Here is a 20650-nt window from a genome sequence, read left to right as displayed (position 1 = left end):
TCCATGAAAGTAAGAGGCCGGACAGGGGGTGTGGGGTGGACGGGTACCGCGGGCTGTTCGACGCGCACTTCAGGGGCATGACGGCGCTGGCCACCCTGCTCGGCGCCGACGATCCGGAGAACATCGCGCAGGAGGCGTTCGTCCGGCTGCACGGCCGGATGCACCGGCTGCGGGATCCGGAAGCGGCCCGGGCCTACCTGCGTACCACCGTGGTCAACCTCTGCCGGTCGCGGGCGCGTCATCTGACAGTGGTCGACAAGCATCGTGAGCCGGTGTCGCGCGGCACGGTTCCGAGCGCCGAGGACGAGGTACTGGCCGCCGACACCAGCGCGACCGCCGCTGCGCTGCAGGCACTCTCACCGCGACACCGGGAGGCCCTGGTCCTGCGGTACTGGCTGGATCTGTCCGACGCGGACCTGGCCGCCTCGATGGGCGTGTCCGCCGGGACCGCCCGCACCCACCTGTCCCGCGGGCTGGCCGCACTGCGCGCCGCCCTGACCGAAGCGAGGGAAGCACCATGACCGACTTCGAGGACCACCTGCGCGCCGACCTCGCTCGTCGGGCCGATGCGGTGAGCGTCTCCCCCGAGGCCTGGGACATCAACCAGCGCTTGGTCTCCCGCCGAGGTCCGGTCACCCGGTTCTGGCCGGCACTCGTGGCTGCTGCGGTGATCGCAGTTGTCGCCGGCACGGTGCTGGTGGTCCGCAATGACAGAGTCTCCGGGCCGGCGTCACCGCCGTCGACCGACAACCTTCCCGCCAGCACGATGTCGTCGGCGCCGACAATTGTTCCGACCGAGTGTCCTGCCGAACTACAACGGCCGGAGGACTCCACCAAGGGTCCGTGGGTTCCAGCAGCGCCCACCCGCGAGATCGACCGCCTCCTTCCCGACGAGATTCCGGTGTCGGTGGTCACCTGCACCTACACCTTCTCGACCACCGGGAACAGTGGGCCGGCGGCCGGGGTCATCGGAGGCGACCTCGCGGCGATGGTCGACGAGATCCGCTATTGGCCGACGGCGCTGCCGGGACAAGCCCGGCCGTACGTCTGCGCCGCGGTCGGGCAGTCGAAGACTCAGAGCGTTCTGTATGCCTTCACCTACGGCGACGGATCTACCGTCTGGTTGGGAGCGGACACGCAGATCTGCACGAACCTCGGTAACGGCGACCAGTTCTCGTATGTTCTGGGTTCCGGTCAGCTTGTGCAGTCCGCAGCCGCCGGACGCTGGATCCCGAAGGACGAAATCATCGGCGAGTGTCCGTCGACTGATGCCTGCATCGACGTGAGCGGCCGATGGGGCCAGCAGCAGGACATGGTCCCGCCCGGCGCCACGGGTGTCGAGGTCTCCCGTTCCGATTCGCCTGGCCCGCCGACGGCAAGCGGCGAGGCGACGGCTGATGAGCGTCTGGTCGACGCACTGAACGCATTCTCCACTGCACCGTCGCCCAGGTCCTGCACTCCGCGGGACCCGGCGCTGTCCTCCCACCGCTACTACATCGCGCGCTTCAGCTATCCGCAAGGACCCGAGGTCATGGTGTTGATCAATGAGTCCTGTGGACCGTTCTTCTCCAACGGCAGCCTCAGCGGTGGCGATGCGGGCGATCTCGACACGATCCTGCCGATGCTGGACCAGATCGTCGACGGCTGAGGCCCGCCGTACTGGCCGACCTATCCTTCGCCGGGGCTTCCGTCGACGCGGAAGGGCAGGGATCATCCTGGTCACGAGAGCGAGCACATCGGCTCGGAGCCAGGGGGCGGGATGACGCAACAGCAGGACAACGACTCGACGGCGGGCGGCCGCAGTCCGCTGCGGCGGTTCTGGCCGGCGCTGGTCGCGGTCGCGGTGATCGCGGTCGTCGTCGGCACCGTGCTGCTGGTGCGTTCCGATGACGTCGCCTCACCGGCCGCTCCTCGGCCATCGGCCGGCAACAGCACGACGTCGGAAGCACCTCCTCCGGTCGGCACGTCGGAGGCCGCAGCCACCCCGGCGACCTGCCCGGCCGAGTTGGCACCCGACGGGCCACCGATCCACGGACGCTGGGTGCCGACGAAACCCACCCGCGACTTCGACACTCTGGTCCCCGACGAGATCCCGACCCACGCGCTCACCTGCCGCTACCGGTTCGGGACGCCGTCCGGCGAGCCCGGGAAGTCCGGGCCGGTCGCTTCGGTACTGACCGGCGATCTCACCACCATGGTCGGCGAGATCCGTTCCTGGCCGACCGATCTGGACGGAGCCGGCGGCGTCTGCCCCGCGGCCGGGCAGTCCATGACCGACACGGTGCTGTACGGCCTGACCTATGCCGACGGCAGCACGGTGTGGATCTCCGCCGACACCAACCTCTGCTCGAAGCTCGGGAACGGCAGGGACACCGCAGATGTCAACCGCGCCCACCAGCTGATCTCCAGCTCACGCGCCGGCCGCTGGCTGACCATCGAAGAGATCTTCGAGTCGTGCCCGCAGGACTACAACTGCGCGAGCTACAACCAGGGGCGCTGGGGGCAGCAGCTGGAGATGGTGCCGGCCGGTGCCACTGAGGTCGAGGTGGGCCGGGCGACCTGGCGGGACCAACTGAATCCGACCCTGCGCACGGTCCCGGCGGATCCGGCCCTGGTGGCGGGGTTCAACGACCTGCCCGTCGACGGTCCGAGCCAGGGCAGCTGCACGCCGGACGGTGAACCGGCGAACGAGGACCACCTGTACACGGTGCGGTTCAGCTACGCGGACGGCCCGACCGTGCTGATCCGGGTCAGCCCGCACTGCACGCCCGCGGTGGACAACGGCAGCCTCGCGGCCGGCAGCCCAGACGATCTCGGCACGATCGTGCCGATGCTGGACCAGATCATCGACGGCTGAGGAGTCCCGGGTCAGCGACGGGTGGTCAGGAAGTCGCCGACCTCGCCGAGGAACTCGCCCGGTAGCTCGAGATTGATCAGATGACCCGCTCCGGCGAAGGCCCGCAGGCCGGCGCCGGGGATGCCCTCGACGAGGGCCAGGGCGTCGGACCCGGCGACCAGCGCATCGGCGGCGCCGTGCAGGACCAGGGTCGGCGCCGAGATCCCGGCCAGATCGGGGGTTCCGTCGAACTCCCGTTGCGCGGCGTACTGAGCGAGCCAGCCCGAGGGCGACTCGCCGTCGTCGGCGGGTGTCTCGAACCAGGCGGCGTTCGCCGGATCGGCCTGGAATTCCAGCGAGAACAGCCACGGGCAGACCAGCGGGTACACCGCGCGCATCGAGCCGGTGGACACGACCACATCCCGCACCGCGTCCAGGAACATCCGGGACTGCGGGTTCATCACGGCGTAGGTCGACGCGAGCACCAGCCTACGCAACCGACCCGGGTGCCGTACCGCGAATGCCTGGGCCACCAGTCCGCCCATCGAGAAGCCGACCACGTGGGCGGTCTCGACCGCGATGTCGTCGAGGATCGCAGCGACGTCGTCGGCGAGATCGGCGATCCGGTGACCGTCGGGACCGGAAGGGGTCCCGCCGGAGCCGCGCAGGTCGGGTGCGATGACCCGAAAACGTTGTGCAAGAGAGGACATCTCGGCGGCCCAGAAGTTGCGGTCGCCGCCCAGCCCGTGCAGCAGCACCAGCGCGGGTCCGCTGCCCTCGGAGCTCCAGCCCACCGGGTGCGGCGTGGTGGTGACGTGATCGACCATGATCAGGACAGTAGCGACACCGCCGAGACCGCCTTCATCGACCGGACGGCATCATCCACCTGCCGGCCAGCGCATCCAGCCAAGAATCGACGTCGGCCAGGCTCTCCGGCGGCCCGTCGACGATCACCAGCTCGTCGATGCCGAGCGCCGACAGCCGCGGCAGGTCCGCCGGTGCGGGCGAACGTAGCGCGACCGACAACCGGAGCCGGGCGACCTCCCGGCCCGCCCGTTCGCAGCGCTCCCGGAGGAACGACACCCGCTCGGCGACGTGCCCGACGTCCTCGAGATTGAAGCCGTACCAACCGTCCCCGATCCGGGCGACCCGGTCCAGGGCGGTGTCGCTGTTGCCGCCGATGACCACCGGTAGTCGGTCCCCGAAAACGGGTTTCGGGTTGACCCGGATCCCGGAGAAGTCGACGAACTCGCTGTGGAAGCCGGCCACGTCGTCGCGCCAGAGCGTGCGCATCGCGTCGACGTAGGCCTCCAGTCGGGCACCGCGGCGCCGGAACGGGACGCCCAGGGCCTCGAACTCCTCCCGCGACCAGCCGGCGCCGACACCGAGGCTCAGCCGTCCGCCGGACAGCCGGTCCAGCGACGCCGCCTGTTTGGCGACCACCACCGGCGAATGCTCCGGCAGCAGCAGCACACCGGTGGCCAGCCGGATCGTCGAGGTGGCCGCGCCGGCGAAGCTCAGCGCGATCATCGGATCCAGCCAGTCGGCCTCGGCGGGCACGGCGATCCGGCCGTCGTCGGTGTACGGGTAGCGCGACGCCCCGTCGTCGACCATCACAACGTGCTCGCCGGCCCACAGGGTCGAGAAGCCGCGGGCCTCCGCGCCCCGGGCGACCGCGTCGATCACCTCGCGCCGGGCGCCGTTGCCGATCCCGAGGGCGTGCAGTCCGATGTCCACCGGTCCAGCCTGGTGCCGCCGTCCACCGATGGCAAGATCACCCGGCGGATCAGAACTCCTCGTACTCCGCCGGGTGCTGGCCGTTGACCCGCTGCCCGGTGTCCAGCCGGGCCATCGCGGCGAGATCCTGCTCGTCGAGGGCGAAGTCGAGGACGTCGAGGTTCTGCGCGATGCGTGCGGGACTGGACGCCTTCGGGATCACCACCAGGCCCTGGTCCAGGTGCCAACGGATCAGCACCTGGGCCGCGGTCTTGCGGTACCGGTCGGCGATCGACAGCACTGTCGGATCGGTGAACAGCGACCCGTCCTGGCCCAGCGGTGACCAGGACTCGGTGACGATCCCGCGCTCCGAGTCGTCCTCGCGCTGCGCCTGCTGCGGGAACTTCGGGTGCAGTTCGATCTGGTTCACCGCCGGCACCGTGTCGGACTCGGCGGCCAGCCGGTCCAGGTACTCGGGCGTGAAGTTGGAGACGCCGATGTCACGGACCAGGCCCTCGTCGACCAGCTCGGTCATCGCGATCCACGACTCGACGTACCGGTCCAGCCGTGGCAGCGGCCAGTGGATCAGGTACAGGTCGACGTACTCCAGGCCCAGCCGGTCCAGACTCTGCCGCAGAGCGTGCTTGACCGATGCCGAACCCTGATCCGCCCCACGCAGTTTCGTGGTGACGTAGAGGTCCTCGCGGCGCAAACCGGAGTCGGCGAGGCCCTGCCCGACGCCGATCTCGTTGTCGTAGCTGGCGGCCGTGTCGATGGCGGTGTAGCCGAGCGCCAGTGCATCCCGCACCAGTACCCGGACCTCCTCGTCGGGCAGCCGCGCCGTCCCGAAGCCGATCTGCGGGATCAGCCGCCCGGTGTTGAGCTCCAGTGCCGGCAGTTCCATCACTTCTCCTCGTCGAAGGCGGCACCGATCTGCCGGCGCGCCTCGTCCATCGTCGCGAGGGTGTCGATCGAGTCCCGTAAAGGCCGGACAGGTGTCGACACCTCGCCCGCGACGATACGCCGGGCAGTCTCGGCCGCCTCATACGCGAGACCGTGGTAGCCGTAGGGCTCCTCGACGTACTCGAGCGGCGCGCGGCCGTCGTGGAAGTCCACCCGGAACGACCCGGGGCGGTAGAAGACACCCGGGATGGTGAGCACCGCATCGGTGCCGCCGATGATCGCGCCGGTCGGCGTGGTGGAGAACAGCGAGGTGTGCACCACCGACTGCCGGTCGGCGCCGTGTCTGAGGATCATGCCGACCTGGCCGTTCACCCCGCTCGGCGCCGCGGTCCCGCGGGCCACCACGTCGTCCGGGACACCGAGCACCGACAACGCGAGCGACACCGGGTAGGTGCCGAGGTCGAGCATCGGGCCGCCGGCCAGGTCCTGCCGGAGGATCCGGTGGTCGTCGTCGAAGTGCTCGCCGAAATCGGCGATGAAGGAACGCAACTCGCCGAGCACCCCGGCGGCCAGCACCTGCCGGATCACGTCGAACTTGGGCAGGAAGAAACTCCACATCGCCTCCGCGCAGTAGACCCCGGTCTCCGCCGCGATCGCGGCGATCCGGCGGGCCTGCCCGGCGTTGATGGCGATCGGCTTCTCGATGAGCACGTGCTTGCCGGCCCGCATCGCCAGTTCGGCGTGCGGCAGGTGCGCGTTGTGCGGGGTGGCGACGTAGACGATGTCGACATCCGGGTCGGCGACCAGATCCTCGTAGGACGGGTGTGCCCGTGCCTCCGGACAGTGCTCGGCGGCGAAGGCCTTGCCGGACCCTGCCGACCGCGACCCGACGGCCACCACCCGCTGGTCGGTGGCGGCGAGCAGCGCGGCGACGAACCGTTCGGCGATCCAGCCGGTGCCGAGGATCCCCCAGCGCAGTGCCGGCGCCTCTCGAGGGTCGGGAACGGTGGTGGCCGGGAGCGAGAACTGCTGGGGCATCAGGACTCCGTGATCGTCGGGACGGACACCGGGACGAACGCCCCGCCGCTGTGCATGGAGGTGATGACCGCCTCGGCGACGGCGGATGCGACGAGCCCGTCGCGGGCGGTGGCGAGCGCGGTGTTCTGCGCACCGGTGGCGACAGCGCCGATCCAGGCGGTCAGCTCGCGCCGGTAGGCCTCGGCGAACCGGGGTCGCCAGTCGGCGGCGTAGACGATGCCGCGGGACAGCGACCGGTCGGTGACCACCGGGGACGGCTCGGCGACCGACACGGTGCCCGTCTCACACACCGCCTCGCAGCGCACGTCGTAGCCGTACCGGGCGTTCAGATAGGTCTCCACCGTGGTGAGCACACCGTCGGCCGTGCGCAGCAGGATGACCTGCGGGTCCTGCAGGGTGGTGTTCTCCCGGGACTGCCGGCCGGCCAGCCAGGCCGCCTCCACCACCGGCGAGTCCAGTAGCCACGGCACGATGTCGAGGTCGTGGATGCTGGAGCCGGTGACGCTGGACTCCGAGGTCGCGCCCGGACCGGATGTCACGCCGCGGCTGACGCAGTGCAGCACCAGCGGAAGGCCGACCTCGCCGCTGTGCACGGTCCGCTTCAGCTCGACGTAGCCCGGGTCGAACCGCCGCATGAAGCCGAGCGAGATCAGTCCGGCGCCGTCGCCGACGTCCCGGAGCAGCTCGGCGGACTCGGCGAGCGAGGGAGCCAAGGGTTTCTCGCACAGCACCGGCTTGTTGGCCCGGACCGCGGCCCGGCACAGGTCGGCATGGGTGGAGTCGTGCGAGGCGATGAGGATCGCGTCGACCCCGGGGTCGGCGATGAGCGCCTCGGCGTCGTCGGTGGACCGGGCACCGAGCTCGTCCGCGACGGTGGCGGCCCGCACGGCGTCGATGTCGGCGATCATCGCCGGGACCGCACCGGGCACCCACGCCCGCAGTTGCCGGGCGTGGTCCGCGCCCATGATCCCGGCCCCGATGACGCCGACCCTGATGTCCCCGGTGTGTGGTGTTGCCATGGTGCGGTGCTCCTGCGGTCTGCTCGGCGGTGAGTGGTGCGGTGCTGGCGGATGTATCGGACGCCCCGGAACCCGCCGAAGGCCGCGGGCCGCGACATCACCTGCGGGGCAGGGATGTGCGCGACCCGCGGCCGGGTTGGCGGTGTACTCCGGGGGATCAGGACTGGTGGCGCTCGTACTGGGCCCGCAGTTCGGTGACGAAACGCTCGGCGTCCCAACCGGAGTCGAGAGCCCGCAGCATCAGCTCGGCCTGGGTCTCCGGGTTCAGGCTGCCGACCGGTTGGTCGCGGTCCAGGTTGGTCGGGAAGGGGTAGCCCTCGGCGGCGGCGGCGACCACGTTGCGCAGGGTCGCGGCGTCGGCGCCGGCGGCCTTGCGCTCCAGCAGGGTCGGGTAGACGGCGGCGGAGGCCGCCACCCGGTCGACGCTCTCCAGCGCCCGCCCGAAGGCCGAGGACACCTGCAGCAGGTTGGCCATGCGGCGGACGTCGGCCGAGTGGTTGGTGCCCGCGCCGTGGAACAGCGCCGGGTTGAAGAACACCGCGTCGCCCTTGCGCAGCGGCAGCTGCACGTAGTTCTCGGCGAAGTACCCGACGAAGTCGGGCAGACCGGCGGCCAGGTAGCCGGGCAGGTACTTCTGCGAGTGCGGCAGGTACATGGTAGGCCCGGTCTCCACCGGCATGTCGCAGTGCGCGACCGCACCCTGCAGGGTCAGCACCGGCGAGAGCCGGTGCACGTGCGCCGGGTAGCCGGCCGCCGTCTCCAACGGCATGAACCCGAGATGGTAGTCACGGTGGGCGGTCTGGGCCTGTCCGCCGGGGTTGACGATGTTCAGCGACGACGTCACCTGGTAGTTCGGACCCAGCCAGGCGCTCGACGCCAGCGCCAGCATGTCGTTGGCGTAGTAGTCGGCGAAGACGTCCGGGTGGGCGACGGCCAGCTTGTCCAGCGCGCCCCAGATCCGGTCATTGGCACCGGGCTTCGCGAAATGGTCGCCACTGACGACGCCGGCCGCCTTCTGCGCGGCGAGCATCTGGTTGAAGGCGTCAGTGGCCCGGTCGATGACCTCGGGCGCGAACGCCCCCTGGAACACCACGATGCCGGGGCCGTCCATCAGCGCCGCCACCAGTTCGGCCTGGACCTCGCGGCGCACCGCTGGATCGGTCACCTTCTGCGCGAGCTCCGGCCCGTACAGCAGCACGCCGCGCTCGACGGCGGAGGCGTACGGGTAGTCGGCCGGGTCGGTGACGTCGGCCTCGACCGACGTGCGGAACTCCTCGATCGAGCAGTCCTCGCGGCGGAGCCAGACGTCGGCGCCGTGACGGCGGGCGGCAGGTGCACTCATGGTCGGATCTCACTTCCCTGTGGTCGACCGGGCTGCGGTCGGAATCGGTGTCCCCGGCCGGTGCCGGGCGGTGTTCCGCGGATGCCACAACGGTAGGAGGGTGTGGCCGGGGCCACCACCCGCAGAACCCCTCAAAAACCCATCAGGAAGCTGCGCCGTCCTGGCGGCCCGGACCCGCCGGGATCGACTGGCGCAAGGACACCCTGAACAGCGACCGGACCGATCCGGCCACGGAATCCGATCTTGCGAGGACCAGCACGGTCCCCTCAGAATCACCGGCGTGGCCCATACGTTCCGGATCAGGGAGATCGCCCAGCAGGCGGGCCTGTCCGAGGCGACGGTGGACCGGGTGCTGCACCGCCGGGGCGGGGTGCGGGCAGGCACGGTGGCCGAGGTGGAACGGGCCATCGAGGACCTGGGCCGGCAGCGGTCCCAGGTGCGACTGGGCGGGCGGACGTTCCTGCTCGACGTCGTGCTGGACAGTCCGGCGGTGTTCACCTCGGCCGTCCGGGAGGCGTTCGAGGCGGAACTGCCCCGGATGCGGCCGGCGGTGCTGCGCTGCCGCTTCCACTTCTCCGACGGCGCACCGGCCCGCGAGCAGGCGGCCCGGCTGGACGAGGTGCTGCGCAAGGGCTCCCACGGAGTGGTGCTGATCGGCCCGGACTCCCCCGAGATCGTCGCCGCGGTCAGGCGTCTCGAGCACGCACGGATCCCGGTGGTCACCCTGGCCAGTGACCTGCCGACCAGCGTGCGCCAGGGCTATGTCGGTCTGGACAACCGGGCGGCCGGCGCCACCGCCGCCTACCTGGTCCAGCAGTGGCTCGGCGACCGCCCGGACGGGGTGATGATCACCCGCGGCGACGGCACCTTCCGCGGCGAGGACGACCGCGAGATGGGATTCCGCAGCACGCTGCGCACCCTCGCCCCGGGCCGCCGGCTGGTGGAGGCGGTCACCCGCAGCGGGACCGCCGAGCAGCGGCGCACCCAGTTGCTCGACACCCTGCGTGCACACCCGGACGTCACCGCGGTCTACTCGATGTACGGCTCCGACGCGAACCGCACCACGCTGTCGGTGTTCGCAGAGCTGGGCCGCCGCTGCACCGTCTTCGTCGGCCACGACTTGGATCGGGTCAACGTGGAAATGCTGCTGCAGGGCGAACTCTCGGCCGTGCTGCACCACGACCTGCAGGAGGACGTGCGCAACGCCTGCCTGATGGTGATGCAGGCGCAGGGTGCGCTGCCCGGCCGTCCTCGGTCCGCCTACTCCGCGGTCCAGGTCGTCACCCCGTGGAACCTGCCGCCCACCGACCGGTGAGCCGGTGGTTCGGCGCCGGGAGTCAGCGGCGCAGCAGGATGCCGCGGACGAACGCGGCCTGGCCGGCGTGCTGCAGGGTGTCCGAGACGACGCTGACCAGCCGGACCGCGGCCGTCACCGGCGGGTCCCAGTTCTCGTCGACCACCTCGGCCAGGTCCGCGGCCGACAGTGCACCGACGTACTCGACGGTCATGTCGTGCACCTCGTCCTGGTAGCCGACCAGCAGGTCCGTCGGGATGTCGTGCACCTTCGCGACGTCGGCGGAGGACTGGCCGTAGCCGATGCCGTCGAGTGGGAACGGCAGCGCGAACCGGTCGGCCCAGCCGCCGCTGATCCACACCTGTTCCTGCCCGGCCAGGGCCGAGACGTGGTCGTCCTGCACCCGGGTCAGGTGCCAGACCAGCCAGGCGATGGAATTCGCGTCGGCGTCCAGCCGGGCGGTGAGCTGCTGCTCGTCCAGGTCGGCCACGGCGGCCCGGGACACCTCCTGCACCCGGTCGAAGGCGTCCACCAACAGGTCGGTTGCACTGCTCATCGTTCCTCCTCGGAGCGGCTGACGCGGGGTCGGTGCCCGCATCCACCGTCTGCAACGCTCCCGGCCGCCCGTTCTGTGCCAGGCTGACACGCGTGCGCATGCAATTCGGCAGTGGACCCGATCCGACGGATCTGCTGACGCTGCCGTGGTCGACCGCGCTGGCGGACTGGCCGCGGGAGAAGCTCGTCAGCCTGCCCCGCGGCATCTCCCGGCACATCGTCCGGTTCGTCCGGATCGGCGGCAAGGTCTACGCGATCAAGGAGATCGACCGGGGCCTGGCCGAGCACGAGTACGACCAGCTGCGACGACTGGCCAAGCTCGGGGTCCCGGTGGTCGAGGCGGTCGGCGTGGTCGCCGGCCGGACCACCCCGGAGGGCGACCCGCTGGACGCCGCCCTGGTCACCGAGCACCTGCGGTTCTCGCTCCCCTACCGCGCACTGTTCTCCCGCCGGCTGGACCCGGACCTGGAACCGAAGACCCTGGACGCGCTGGCCGAGCTGCTGGTCCGGCTGCACCTGGTGGGTTTCGCGTGGAAGGACTGCTCGCTGTCCAACACGTTGTTCCGGCGGGATGCCGGCGCGCTGGCCGCCTACCTGGTGGACGCGGAGACCGGTGAGCTGCGCCCCGGCGCGCTGTCGAACGGCCAGCGGCTGCAGGACCTGGACATCGCCGAGACCAACCTGGCGGGCGAACTCCTCGACCTGCAGATGTCCGGCCTGCTGCCCGAGCAGGTCGACCCGCTGGAGACCGCCATGTCGGTGATCCAGCGGTACGAGAAGCTCTGGGCCGAGCTCACCGCGCCGCAGACCATGGGCGCCGACGAGTGGTGGCGGATCGAGAAGCGGCTGCGCCGGCTCAACCGCCTCGGCTACGACGTCGCACAGATCCAGGTCAACGAGAAGGAAGGCGAGCCGCACGTTCTCGTCCAGACCCAGGTGGTGGAGGCCGGTCACCACCGGCGCCGGCTGTTCGACCTGACCGGCCTCGCGGTGCAGGAGAACCAGGCCCGCCGCATCCTCAACGACCTGGACACCTACCGTTCGCAGGCCGTGCTGCCGGAGACAGAGGTCGACGAGGACACCGTCGCCCGGCACTGGGTGACCGACGTGTTCGAGCCGGTGATCGAGGCGGTCCCGCCGGCGCTGCGGGAGAAACTGGAACCGGCCGAGATCTTCCACGAGGTGCTGGAGCACCGGTGGTTCCTGTCCGAGGCGGCCGGGCACGAGGTCTCCATCGAGGACGCCGTCCACTCCTACCTGGACACCGTGCTCCGCTACCGGCCCGACGAGAAGGCCATGCTGGACCCCGATCTGATGGGCAACGGCATGATGTGGGCCGACGAGGACGGCGGCGGGCTCGACGAGGAGGCCTGGGAGGCCGCGGCGCTGCGCTACGGCGACTGAGCCCCGGCGACGACTCCTGAACGGCGCGCGATCGCCGTCGTTCGCAGCCGTCTCCGCCCGGCGGGACAACTGCTTGGCCGGGTCGGTGCCGGGTACGTGATCATCGAGGTCGCATACTGCTGGTGATCAGGTGTAGAGGCGTTGGGACCAGGTGACGTTGCGGACGCCCGTCCGGGCGCCCGGCAGGACCAATTCCGATCAGGCTCGGGAGGAACCGATGGACGCTGTGGGAACGGTTCGTGGACTGGCCGCCAGGTTCTGGTGGCTGCTGCTGGTGCGCGGCATCATCGCCGTGCTGTTCGGCATCATCGCGCTGGCGGCGCCGGGTGCGGCGCTCAGCTTCCTGATCGCGCTGCTCGCCGTCTACTTCATCTTCGACGGCGTCACCTCGATCATGCACGGCTTCTCCGAGCGGGGCAGCGGCAAGTCGACCGCCTGGTACTACATCCAGGGCATCCTCGGCATCGTCGCCGGCATCATCACCCTGGCCTGGCCGGGTGCGACCGCGCTGGTGCTGCTGTTCATCATCGGATTCTGGGCGATCGTCGGCGGGATCACCGCCATCGGGTCGGCCTGGACCCTGCGCAAGACGGATCAGACCAACGGCTGGCTGTGGATGCTGATCACCGGCATCCTGGCGCTGATCTTCGGTGTCACGCTGGTGGTCTCGCCGTTCGACGGCATCCTGAGCATCCTCTGGCTGATCGGCATCTGGGCACTGATCTCCGGGATCTTCCTGATCATGGCCGCGTTCACGTTGAAGTCCGCGGGCAAGGGCGCGAGCGCCTGACGCCCCGGTCGCCGGGAGGCCCTTCGCCTGAGGAATGATCTTCTCCCGGCCACCGTTGTGGCCTGGAGGAAGAGTGTCCGACGAACCGGGAGCCCCGATGACCGATCTGCTGTCCCTGCCCGTGACCACCCTGCAGGGCGGCCACCACGCTGGGCGGGCTGGCCGCCGGCCGCGCCGCGCTCGTGGTCAACGTCGCCTCCAAGTGCGGGCTCACCCCGCAGTACGCCGGGCTCGAGGCGCTGCAGAAGGAGCTGTCCGGCCGCGGGTTCACCGTCATCGGTTTCCCGTGCAACCAGTTCATGGGACAGGAGCCGGGCACCTCGGAGGAGATCGCCGAGTTCTGCTCCGCCACCTACGGTGTCACCTTCCCGATGTCGGACAAGGTCGAGGTCAACGGCGACGGCAAGGATGCGATCTACAGTGCGCTGACCGAGGTGACCGACTCCGCCGGTGAGGCCGGCGACGTGCAGTGGAACTTCGAGAAGTTCCTGCTCGCGCCCGACGGGACCGTGGCCGGTCGTTTCCGCCCGCGCACCGAGCCCGACGCGCCGGAGATCCGCGCCGCCATCGAGGCAGTTCTTCCCGCCTGATCCTGCGCAACCCGGTTTGGGCCGGCTCCGCGTTGGGTCCGTGGAAGTGGCGGTCATAGCCGCCACTTCCACGGACCAAGCCCGCTTTCCACAACGCGATGCCGACGACTGTGTCGGCTCCCAACGCGATGCCGACGACTGTGCTCTTTACAACGCGATGCCGACGTACTTCGTCTCCAGGTACTCCTCGATGCCCTCGGCGCCGCCCTCGCGACCGAGGCCGGAGGCCTTGACGCCGCCGAAGGGCGCGGCCGGGTTGGAGACGATGCCCTGGTTGATGCCGACCATCCCCGTCTCCAGCCGCTCGGAGACGGTGAGCGCCCGGGTCAGGTCCTGGGTGAAGGCGTAGGCCACCAGCCCGTACTCGGTGTCATTGGCCATCCGGATGCCCTCGTCGTCGTCGGCGAAGGTGAGCACCGGGGCGACCGGGCCGAAGATCTCCTCGCGGAAGACGTCGGCGGTGACCGGCACCTCGGTCAGCACCGTCGGGCGGAAGAAGTGGCCCGGTCCGTCGATCCGGTCCCCGCCGGTCAGCACCTTCGCACCGGAGTCGACCGCGTTCGCCACCAGCTCCGAGACCTTCTGCACCGCAGCGGCATCCACCAGCGGCCCGACCTGCACGCCGTCCTCGATCCCCGGCCCGACCTTCATCGCACCCATCCGCTCGGCCAGCCGGCGGGAGAACTCCGCCGCCACCGACTCGTGCACCAGGAAGCGGTTGGCCGCCGTGCACGCCTCGCCGATGTTGCGCATCTTGGCCAGCATCGCGCCGTCCACCGCACGGTCCAGGTCGGCGTCGGCGAACACCAGGAACGGGGCGTTCCCGCCGAGTTCCATCGACACCTTCAGCACCTGCTCCGCCGACTGCTCGATAAGCCGCCGACCGACCGGGGTGGACCCGGTGAAGGTCAGCTTGCGCAGCCGCCGGTCCCGGATGATCGGCTCGGACACCGCCCCCGAGTGCGACGTGGTGATCACGTTGACCACCCCGTCCGGCACCCCGGCCTCGGTGAGCACGGCGGCGAGAGCCAATGTGGTGAGCGGGGTCTGGGCGGCCGGCTTGATCACCACGGTGCAGCCGGCGGCCAGCGCCGGGCCGATCTTGCGGGTGCCCATGGCCAGCGGGAAGTTCCACGGGGTGATCGCGAAGACCGGGCCGACCGGCTGCTTCATCGTCAGCAGGCGGGTGCCGCCGGACGGTGCGACCGAGTAGCGGCCGGAGATCCGCACGGCCTCCTCCGAGAACCAGCGCAGGAACTCGGCGCCGTAGGTGACCTCGCCGCGGGCCTCGGCCAGCGGCTTGCCCATCTCCAGCGTCATCAGCAGGGCGAAGTCGTCGGCCCGCGCGGTGAGCAGCTCGAACGCCTTGCGCAGCATCTCGCCGCGGGCCCGCGGGTCGGTGGCCGCCCAGTCCGCCTGCGCGGCGACCGCTGCGTCCAGCGCCGCCATGCCGTCGGCCGGTGTGGCATCGGCGATCTCGGTCAGCACGTCGCCGGTCGCCGGGTTCTCCACCGGCAGCGACCGCGGGCCGTCCGACCACGCACCACCCACGAACAGCCCGGTCGGTACCGACCCGATCAGGTCGTCGATCTGCTGCGTGGTCACCGACATGGCGCTGCCTCCTGCTCGTCGTCGCGATGCCCGCCGCCGGCGGGCGTTCCCGCACGATCCTGCCACCGCCGGAGCGTCCGCATCCGGCGAGGGGCTCAGTAGGACCGGTGCAGCAACCGCAGCAGCAGCGCGACCTCGGCGGCGACCGCGTCGCGGGCCGGGCCGAGGTACTTGCGCGGGTCGGTGACGGTGGCGGAGGCGTCGAGCACCTCGCGCACCTTGGCCGTCATCACCTGGTTCAACCGGGTGGCGATGTTGACCTTGGTGATGCCCGCTGCGACCGCCTCGGCCAGGTGCGGGTCGTCGACCCCGGAGGAGCCGTGCAGCACCAGCGGCACCGGCACCGTCGCGGTGAGCGACCGGATCAGGTCCAGGTCGACCACCGCCGACCGGTCGGACATGGCGTGCGAGGTGCCGACGGCCACGGCCAGCGAGTCGACCCCGGTGGCCGCGACGAACGCGGCTGCCTCGGTCGGATCGGTCCGCACCCCGGGGGCGTGCGCTCCGTCCTTGCCGCCGACCTCGCCCAGCTCGGCCTCCACCGCGACACCGCGCTCCCGGCAGCGCGCGACGACAGCCGCTGTGCGGGCGACGTTCTCGTCGTAGGGCAGCACGGCCGCGTCGAACATCACCGACGGGAAGCCGAGCTCCACCGCCTCGTCGATGAGCTCCTCGCTCTCGGCGTGGTCGAGGTGGACGACCACCGGCACCGTGGCCTGCCGGGCGATGGCCAGCGCCGCGCTGCCCAGACCGGTCAGGCCGCGATGGAACTTCGCGGTGTTCTCCGACAGCTGCAGGATCACCGGCAGCCCCACCTGCTCGGCGCCGGCCACGATCGCCTCGGCGTGCTCGATCTGGATGACGTTGAAGGCGCCGACCGCGGTCCAGCCGGCGTGGGCGGCGGCGAGGATCTCGCCGGGTCCGGTCAGAGGCATGTCTGGTGTGTCCTTCGCTCTCGGTGCTCGGGTCGGGGTGCTCGGGTTGAGGGTGCAGGTTCAGCGTGGTTCGGCGGACTGCAGGCCCGCCATGGTGGCCTCGAAGCGGGCGTAGCGCTCGTCGAGCACCTCGCGCCGGGCGGGATCGGGGTCCTGCCGGCGCAGCACGGTGACACACTCGTCGGCGGCCTGGTCGACCGAGGAGAACACCCCCGCGCCGACACCGGCCAGCATGGCCGCGCCCCGGGCTCCGGCCTCGGTCGCGTCGGTGACCTCCACCGCCAGCCCGGTGGCATCGGCGAACAGCTGGGTCCACGCCTCGTTGCGGCTGCCGCCGCCGGCCAGCCGCACCGGTCGGGTGTCGATCGGCCCGGCCTCCCGCAGCGCCTCCAGGTGATGGCGGTGGGTGAACACCACGCCTTCCAGGGCGGCCCGCAGCATGTCGGTCGGTCCGTGCCAGCCGCGCAGCCCGGTGAACGCGCCACCGATCGGCGGGTCCAGCTGGGTGCCGTAGACGAACGGCAGGAAGAGCGGGTCATCCGCGGACGGTCCGGGAGCCAGTGCGCCGTCGACGATCTCGCCCACCGATCCGGGCTGCTGCGCCAGTACCGAGCGGGCCCAGTCGGCGGCGGTCGCGCCGGCCGGTGAGGTGGACATCAGCAGGTACCGCTGCTCGGTCACCGAACACCGGGCCTGCCAACGGATCCCGGGCTCGGGGTGGTCGAGCACCAGCTGGTTGATGCTGAACGTCCCCATGATCGCGCTGACCGCGCCGGGCACCAGGGCGCCGATGCCGAGCGCGGTGGCGTGCACGTCGTGCGAGCCGGTGACGACCGGCGTGCCCGGTACCAGACCGGTCTTCGCAGCGGCCTCCGGGGACACCTCGCCGGCCACCGCGGTGCTGCCCAGCACCGGCGGCAGGATCCGCGAGATCCCCTCCAGCCCGGTCAGTTCCGCGGCCCTCGGCGACCACTCCCGGCGGCCGACGTCGAACAGTCCGGCCGCGGCCTCGGTCGGGTCGGTGGCGATCTCGCCGGTCAGCTGCAGCCGCAGCCAGTCCTTGCAGAACAGCATCCGGTCGATCCGGGCGAAGACCACCGGCTCGTTGTCGCGCAGCCAGGACAGGGTGGCCGGCGGGGTGTAGGCGGCCGGTACCTGCCCGGTGATCGCCAGCAGCTCCTCCGCCACCGCTCCGCCGGCCCAGTGCGAGATGTACGGCAGCGCACGGGTGTCGGTGGCCAGCAGGGCGGGCCGGACCGGCCGGCCGTCCGCGTCCACCGGGTACAGCCCGTCCCCGTGCGCCGAGATGCCGACGCCGCGGACCAGCACCGGGTCGATGCCGGAGGCCTGCAGCGCGTCGGAGATGGCGCCGGCCGCCGACTCCCAGACCACGTCCATGTCGCGTTCCTGCCACCGCGGGTGGCGGCTGAACGTCGCGGTCGGCCGGGACCCGATGGCCACCTCGCGCCCACGGTCGTCGAACAGCGCCGCCTTGATGACGGTGTGACCGGCGTCCAGTCCCAGCAGGTACTCGGTCACGCCCAGCCCAGTTCTTTCCCGTTGACCGCGGCCGCGACCCTGCCGGTGGCGGCGAACTCCGCCGCCGCGGCGACGACCATGCGCGCCGACTGGATGTTGGTGCCCTCGGTGTCACCACCGAAATGCGTTGTCATGGTGACGTTGTCGAGCGACCGCCAGCGGGAGTCGGCGGGCAGCGGCTCGTCGTCGAACACGTCCAGCGCGGCACCGGAGATCCGGCCGTCGGCCAGCACGTCGTAGAGCGCGTCGTAGTCGACGAGGCGGGAGCGGGCGATGTTCAGGAAGTACGCCGACGGCTTCATCGCGCCGAACTGCTCGGCGCCGATGAACCGTTGGGTCTGCGGCGACAGCCGGGCCTGGACCAGGATGAAGTCCGACCGCGCGAACAGCTCGGTCAGGTCGTCGACCTTCGAGACGTTCGACTCCGCCAGCGATTCCGCGCTCGCGTAGGGGTCGTAGGCGAGCAGCGTCGGGCCGAACCCGGAGATCCGCTGCGCGAAGATCCGGCCGACGTGGCCGAAGCCGACCATGCCGACCGTGGAGTGTGCGATCTCCACCCGGGCACCCGGGAAGTCCTTGCGCCAGCCGCCCGACTTGATCGAGGCGTCGGCCCGGGCGATGTTGCGGGTCTCGGCCAGGATCATGCCGATCTGCAGCTCCGCCACGGCGCCGGCGTTGCGACCCATGGCCGGGACGACACCGATCCCGGCCGCGGTCGCGGCGGCCACGTCGATGTTCTCCAGGCCGGCCCGGGCGACCGAGATCAGTTGCAGGGAGCCGCCTGCGGCCTCGATGACGTCGACGCCGACCGGCGCGAAGTGCAGGCCGAGGACCTGCGCGCCGGGCATCGCGGCCAGCATCGCGGCCGAGGACGGGACCCCGGCCGGACCCTTGACCTCCATGATCGCCTGGGCGGCGTGCTGCTGGGCCTTCTCACCCTCCAGCGGGATGTCGCGCAGGGACAGCAGACCCTGCCGGTCGGCGGGGAGCACACCGAGCGCGTCGTGGTAGTACGAGCCGGGGATGAACCCGTCGCCGACGACGAGCAGGTCCAGGGGGGAGGTCACGTGGTGATCCTTTCGGTGGGCTTCAGGAGGAACGGACCGCGCTGAGGCGGACCAGGTCGGGTTCGGCGAGGGCGGCGACATCACCTGCGGTGCCGGGCATCCGACAGGCTGCGGTGCCCCAGGCGACGGCGGTGGCCAGCGCACCCCCCGGCTCGGCGACGGCGTCGCCGGTCCAGCCGGGACGTCCGGCCGCGGACAGGAATCCGGCGAGCAGCGCATCCCCGGCGCCGACGGTGTTGACCGGGACGATCGGCGGCGCGATGCCGTGCCAGCGTCCGCCCGGGCCGAGGTAGAGCGCGCCGCTGGCGCCGAGGGTGGCCAGCACGGCGCCACCGGTGCGGGCCGAGAGCTGCTGTGCCCACCCGGCGGCCGCTTCGATCAGCGCGAGATCACCCTCTCCGGAGTAGGTGTCGCCGCCGTCGGGATGCAGCGCACTCAGATCGGCGCCGACCATCTCGGCCAGCTCCAGGTGGTTCGGCGCCACCAGGTTGGGGCCGGCGTCCAGCGCCATCGCCAGCGCGCGGCCGGAGCTGTCGACGGCGCTGCGCGCACCCTTGGCACGGGCGAGAGCGACCAGCCGGGCCGGGATGTCGTCCGCGCCGGCCGGCACGGTACCGGAGCACAGCACCCAGTCGCCGTCGCCGACCAATCCGGCGACGGTGTCCAGCAGCTGCTCCCAGACCTGCGCGGCCAGCGCCGGGGCGGGTGCGTTCATCTTCGTGGTGGAGCGCCCGGTCACCGCCAGCGTGGTGTTGGTCCGGGTCGGCACGCCGGCCGGGATCGCCTGGTACGGAACGTCATCGGCGTCGAGCAGCTCGGCGAGCTGGCGCCCCTCCGGCCCGCCCAGCGGCAGTACCGCGACCGACGGCGCGCCGGCGGCGGCCAGCGCCCGGCTGACGTTGACGCCCTTGCCGCTGGCCTCGACCTCCGAGATCCGCGCCCGGTTGACCCGGCCCTCGGTGAAGTCGTCGGCGTAGTAGGTGCGATCGAGGCTGGGCGCCGGGGTGACGGTGACGATCATGCGCGGACCACCTGGACCTTGCTGCCCCGCAGGGCGTCGAGTGCGGACCGGGGCGCGGAGGCCCCGGTGATGATGAGGTCGATCTCCTGCAGCCGGGCGAAGGAGGCGAACGCGTCCGTGCCGAACTTGGAGCCGTCGGCGAGCACCACCCGCCGGCGGGAGGCGGCCACCGCTGCCCGCTTGACGGCGGCGACGGCGATGTCGGGGCAGGTCAGCCCGTGCTCCTGGGTGATGCCGTTGGCGCCGAGAAACGCGACGTCGACGACCATCTCGGCGAGCATGCGGGTCGGCCAGGTGCCGGCCGAGGCCAGCGAGAGCGGCCGCACCTGACCGCCGAGCAGGATCACCGAGACCTGCGGGCGGGAGGCCAGCGCGATCGCGGCCGACAGCGACGGGGTGACGGCGGTGAGCGGCCTGTCCGGGTCCAGCACCTCGGCGAGCAGCGTGACCGTCGAGCCCTCGTCGAAGAAGACGACCTCGGCGTCGGCCACCTCGGCGACCGCCCGCCGGACGATCCGCAGCTTCTCCTCCGGGTGCCGGTCCCGCCGGGTGGTGACGGTGCCCTCGAAGCCGATGCGGTCGGCCGGGAGTGCGCCGCCGTGCACCCGGTTGACCAGTCCCTGCTGCTCGAGGACGAACAGGTCGCGGCGGATGGTCTCCGGCGCGACGTCCAGCGACTCGGACAACTCGGTGACCGCGACCCGGCCGTCCCGGCGCGCACGGTCGACGATCTGCTGCCGCCGCTCCACCGCGTACATCTGGTCCCTCTCCGCCGTCGTCGGCGAGTACTCGGGGATGCCTGATCATGCCTGGTTCTGCCTGCTTGGATCTGGATCACCCGGCGGCTGTGACGGGCACCGCCGCCGGGCAACTGCCGACAAGACTGGCCTGATCTGTGTTCTCTCGCAACTCGGGTATGGATCGGGCGGACCCGATCGGGCATCCGGTGGGATCCGGGCACAACCGGGCATGTGTGGGTTCGCGGTCGGT

At 71.2% G+C, this 20650-nt stretch carries 20 protein-coding genes; 7 read left to right on the top strand and 13 right to left on the bottom strand.

The genetic code is table 11. The features are described from left to right. Positions 1 to 35 precede the first annotated feature (35 nt). From GIS00_RS20020 to GIS00_RS20010, 3 genes are all read left to right on the top strand, one after another. Positions 36 to 521: an RNA polymerase sigma factor gene (locus GIS00_RS20020; protein ID WP_322098194.1), complete on the top strand. Its 486-nt coding sequence runs from the start codon at positions 36 to 38 to the stop codon at positions 519 to 521. Then, positions 518 to 1648, top strand: coding sequence for a hypothetical protein (locus tag GIS00_RS20015; RefSeq protein ID WP_154770171.1), 1131 nt, complete (start codon positions 518 to 520; stop codon positions 1646 to 1648). Before GIS00_RS20020 ends, GIS00_RS20015 begins: the two co-directional genes overlap by 4 nt. Positions 1649 to 1759: 111 nt before the next feature. Continuing rightward, positions 1760 to 2857: a hypothetical protein gene (locus GIS00_RS20010; protein ID WP_154770170.1), complete on the top strand. Its 1098-nt coding sequence runs from the start codon at positions 1760 to 1762 to the stop codon at positions 2855 to 2857. 11 nt (positions 2858 to 2868) lie between these two features. Here the strand turns inward: GIS00_RS20010 and GIS00_RS20005 are convergent, their stop codons facing one another. From GIS00_RS20005 to GIS00_RS19980, 6 genes are all read right to left on the bottom strand, one after another. Further along, positions 2869 to 3663 (bottom strand): alpha/beta fold hydrolase, encoded by a 795-nt coding sequence (locus tag GIS00_RS20005; RefSeq protein WP_154770169.1) that lies wholly within the window; start codon positions 3661 to 3663, stop codon positions 2869 to 2871. Positions 3664 to 3697: 34 nt separating this feature from the next. Next, positions 3698 to 4573 carry an LLM class F420-dependent oxidoreductase gene (locus tag GIS00_RS20000; protein WP_322098193.1) on the bottom strand — a complete coding sequence of 292 codons (876 nt, stop codon included), beginning with the start codon at positions 4571 to 4573 and terminating at the stop codon, positions 3698 to 3700. A 49-nt stretch (positions 4574 to 4622) separates the two neighbouring features. After that, complete coding sequence (locus GIS00_RS19995; protein WP_407666888.1) at positions 4623 to 5459, bottom strand: aldo/keto reductase; 837 nt, start codon at positions 5457 to 5459, stop codon at positions 4623 to 4625. Further along, positions 5456 to 6493 carry a Gfo/Idh/MocA family protein gene (locus tag GIS00_RS19990; protein ID WP_154770167.1) on the bottom strand — a complete coding sequence of 346 codons (1038 nt, stop codon included), beginning with the start codon at positions 6491 to 6493 and terminating at the stop codon, positions 5456 to 5458. The genes GIS00_RS19995 and GIS00_RS19990 overlap by 4 nt, the downstream gene beginning before the upstream one ends. Next, positions 6493 to 7512, bottom strand: a complete 1020-nt coding sequence (locus GIS00_RS19985; protein WP_154770166.1) for a Gfo/Idh/MocA family oxidoreductase — start codon at positions 7510 to 7512, stop codon at positions 6493 to 6495. The genes GIS00_RS19990 and GIS00_RS19985 overlap by 1 nt, the downstream gene beginning before the upstream one ends. A 157-nt stretch (positions 7513 to 7669) precedes the next feature. Further along, positions 7670 to 8854 carry a phytanoyl-CoA dioxygenase family protein gene (locus tag GIS00_RS19980; RefSeq protein WP_154770165.1) on the bottom strand — a complete coding sequence of 395 codons (1185 nt, stop codon included), beginning with the start codon at positions 8852 to 8854 and terminating at the stop codon, positions 7670 to 7672. A gap of 280 nt (positions 8855 to 9134) precedes the next feature. Here GIS00_RS19980 and GIS00_RS19975 point away from each other — a divergent pair, with 280 nt between their 5' ends. Then, the gene (locus GIS00_RS19975; RefSeq protein ID WP_322098192.1) at positions 9135 to 10169 is read left to right on the top strand and encodes a LacI family DNA-binding transcriptional regulator; all 1035 of its coding nucleotides are present in this window, start codon (positions 9135 to 9137) and stop codon (positions 10167 to 10169) included. 22 nt (positions 10170 to 10191) lie between these two features. Here GIS00_RS19975 and GIS00_RS19970 read toward each other — a convergent pair whose 3' ends face one another. Beyond that, positions 10192 to 10704, bottom strand: coding sequence for a mycothiol transferase (locus GIS00_RS19970; RefSeq protein WP_154770163.1), 513 nt, complete (start codon positions 10702 to 10704; stop codon positions 10192 to 10194). Between the two features lie 98 nt (positions 10705 to 10802). On the opposite strand from GIS00_RS19970, the gene GIS00_RS19965 reads away from it, so the two are divergent. The 3 genes from GIS00_RS19965 to GIS00_RS19955 all read left to right on the top strand — a co-directional run bounded on the left by GIS00_RS19965 (position 10803) and on the right by GIS00_RS19955 (position 13487). After that, positions 10803 to 12107 carry a DUF4032 domain-containing protein gene (locus tag GIS00_RS19965; protein WP_154770263.1) on the top strand — a complete coding sequence of 435 codons (1305 nt, stop codon included), beginning with the start codon at positions 10803 to 10805 and terminating at the stop codon, positions 12105 to 12107. A 217-nt stretch (positions 12108 to 12324) separates the two neighbouring features. Beyond that, complete coding sequence (locus GIS00_RS19960; RefSeq protein WP_154770162.1) at positions 12325 to 12897, top strand: HdeD family acid-resistance protein; 573 nt, start codon at positions 12325 to 12327, stop codon at positions 12895 to 12897. A gap of 182 nt (positions 12898 to 13079) precedes the next feature. After that, complete coding sequence (locus GIS00_RS19955; protein WP_407666887.1) at positions 13080 to 13487, top strand: glutathione peroxidase; 408 nt, start codon at positions 13080 to 13082, stop codon at positions 13485 to 13487. A gap of 147 nt (positions 13488 to 13634) precedes the next feature. Here the strand turns inward: GIS00_RS19955 and GIS00_RS19950 are convergent, their stop codons facing one another. The 6 genes from GIS00_RS19950 to GIS00_RS19925 all read right to left on the bottom strand — a co-directional run bounded on the left by GIS00_RS19950 (position 13635) and on the right by GIS00_RS19925 (position 20418). Next, entirely contained in the window at positions 13635 to 15098 is a 1464-nt protein-coding gene (locus GIS00_RS19950) for an NAD-dependent succinate-semialdehyde dehydrogenase (protein ID WP_154770161.1), read from the bottom strand. Positions 15099 to 15193: 95 nt separating this feature from the next. After that, positions 15194 to 16033: a class II fructose-bisphosphate aldolase gene (locus tag GIS00_RS19945; RefSeq protein WP_154770160.1), complete on the bottom strand. Its 840-nt coding sequence runs from the start codon at positions 16031 to 16033 to the stop codon at positions 15194 to 15196. A gap of 60 nt (positions 16034 to 16093) precedes the next feature. Beyond that, positions 16094 to 17572, bottom strand: coding sequence for an FGGY-family carbohydrate kinase (locus GIS00_RS19940; protein WP_154770159.1), 1479 nt, complete (start codon positions 17570 to 17572; stop codon positions 16094 to 16096). Continuing rightward, entirely contained in the window at positions 17569 to 18639 is a 1071-nt protein-coding gene (locus tag GIS00_RS19935) for an NAD(P)-dependent oxidoreductase (RefSeq protein ID WP_322098191.1), read from the bottom strand. Before GIS00_RS19935 ends, GIS00_RS19940 begins: the two co-directional genes overlap by 4 nt. Positions 18640 to 18661: 22 nt before the next feature. Beyond that, positions 18662 to 19660, bottom strand: coding sequence for a 1-phosphofructokinase family hexose kinase (locus GIS00_RS19930; RefSeq protein WP_154770158.1), 999 nt, complete (start codon positions 19658 to 19660; stop codon positions 18662 to 18664). Next, complete coding sequence (locus GIS00_RS19925; protein WP_154770157.1) at positions 19657 to 20418, bottom strand: DeoR/GlpR family DNA-binding transcription regulator; 762 nt, start codon at positions 20416 to 20418, stop codon at positions 19657 to 19659. The genes GIS00_RS19930 and GIS00_RS19925 overlap by 4 nt, the downstream gene beginning before the upstream one ends. Positions 20419 to 20650 lie beyond the last annotated feature (232 nt).

It is taken from the genome of Nakamurella alba (genome assembly GCF_009707545.1).
GTDB lineage: Bacteria > Actinomycetota > Actinomycetes > Mycobacteriales > Nakamurellaceae > Nakamurella > Nakamurella alba.
This window is presented reverse-complemented; position numbering and strand designations above follow the sequence as displayed.

Excerpts from the sequence above, each read along its gene's own strand:
- GIS00_RS20015 (WP_154770171.1), top strand. The coding sequence starts at position 518 with ATGACCGACTTCGAGGACCACCTGCGCGCCGACCTCGCTCGTCGGGCC.
- GIS00_RS20010 (WP_154770170.1), top strand. The coding sequence starts at position 1,760 with ATGACGCAACAGCAGGACAACGACTCGACGGCGGGCGGCCGCAGTCCG.
- GIS00_RS20005 (WP_154770169.1), bottom strand. The coding sequence starts at position 3,663 with ATGGTCGATCACGTCACCACCACGCCGCACCCGGTGGGCTGGAGCTCC.
- GIS00_RS19990 (WP_154770167.1), bottom strand. The coding sequence starts at position 6,493 with ATGCCCCAGCAGTTCTCGCTCCCGGCCACCACCGTTCCCGACCCTCGA.
- GIS00_RS19985 (WP_154770166.1), bottom strand. The coding sequence starts at position 7,512 with ATGGCAACACCACACACCGGGGACATCAGGGTCGGCGTCATCGGGGCC.
- GIS00_RS19980 (WP_154770165.1), bottom strand. The coding sequence starts at position 8,854 with ATGAGTGCACCTGCCGCCCGCCGTCACGGCGCCGACGTCTGGCTCCGC.
- GIS00_RS19970 (WP_154770163.1), bottom strand. The coding sequence starts at position 10,704 with ATGAGCAGTGCAACCGACCTGTTGGTGGACGCCTTCGACCGGGTGCAG.
- GIS00_RS19965 (WP_154770263.1), top strand. The coding sequence starts at position 10,803 with ATGCAATTCGGCAGTGGACCCGATCCGACGGATCTGCTGACGCTGCCG.
- GIS00_RS19960 (WP_154770162.1), top strand. The coding sequence starts at position 12,325 with ATGGACGCTGTGGGAACGGTTCGTGGACTGGCCGCCAGGTTCTGGTGG.
- GIS00_RS19950 (WP_154770161.1), bottom strand. The coding sequence starts at position 15,098 with ATGTCGGTGACCACGCAGCAGATCGACGACCTGATCGGGTCGGTACCG.
- GIS00_RS19945 (WP_154770160.1), bottom strand. The coding sequence starts at position 16,033 with ATGCCTCTGACCGGACCCGGCGAGATCCTCGCCGCCGCCCACGCCGGC.
- GIS00_RS19930 (WP_154770158.1), bottom strand. The coding sequence starts at position 19,660 with ATGATCGTCACCGTCACCCCGGCGCCCAGCCTCGATCGCACCTACTAC.
- GIS00_RS19925 (WP_154770157.1), bottom strand. The coding sequence starts at position 20,418 with ATGTACGCGGTGGAGCGGCGGCAGCAGATCGTCGACCGTGCGCGCCGG.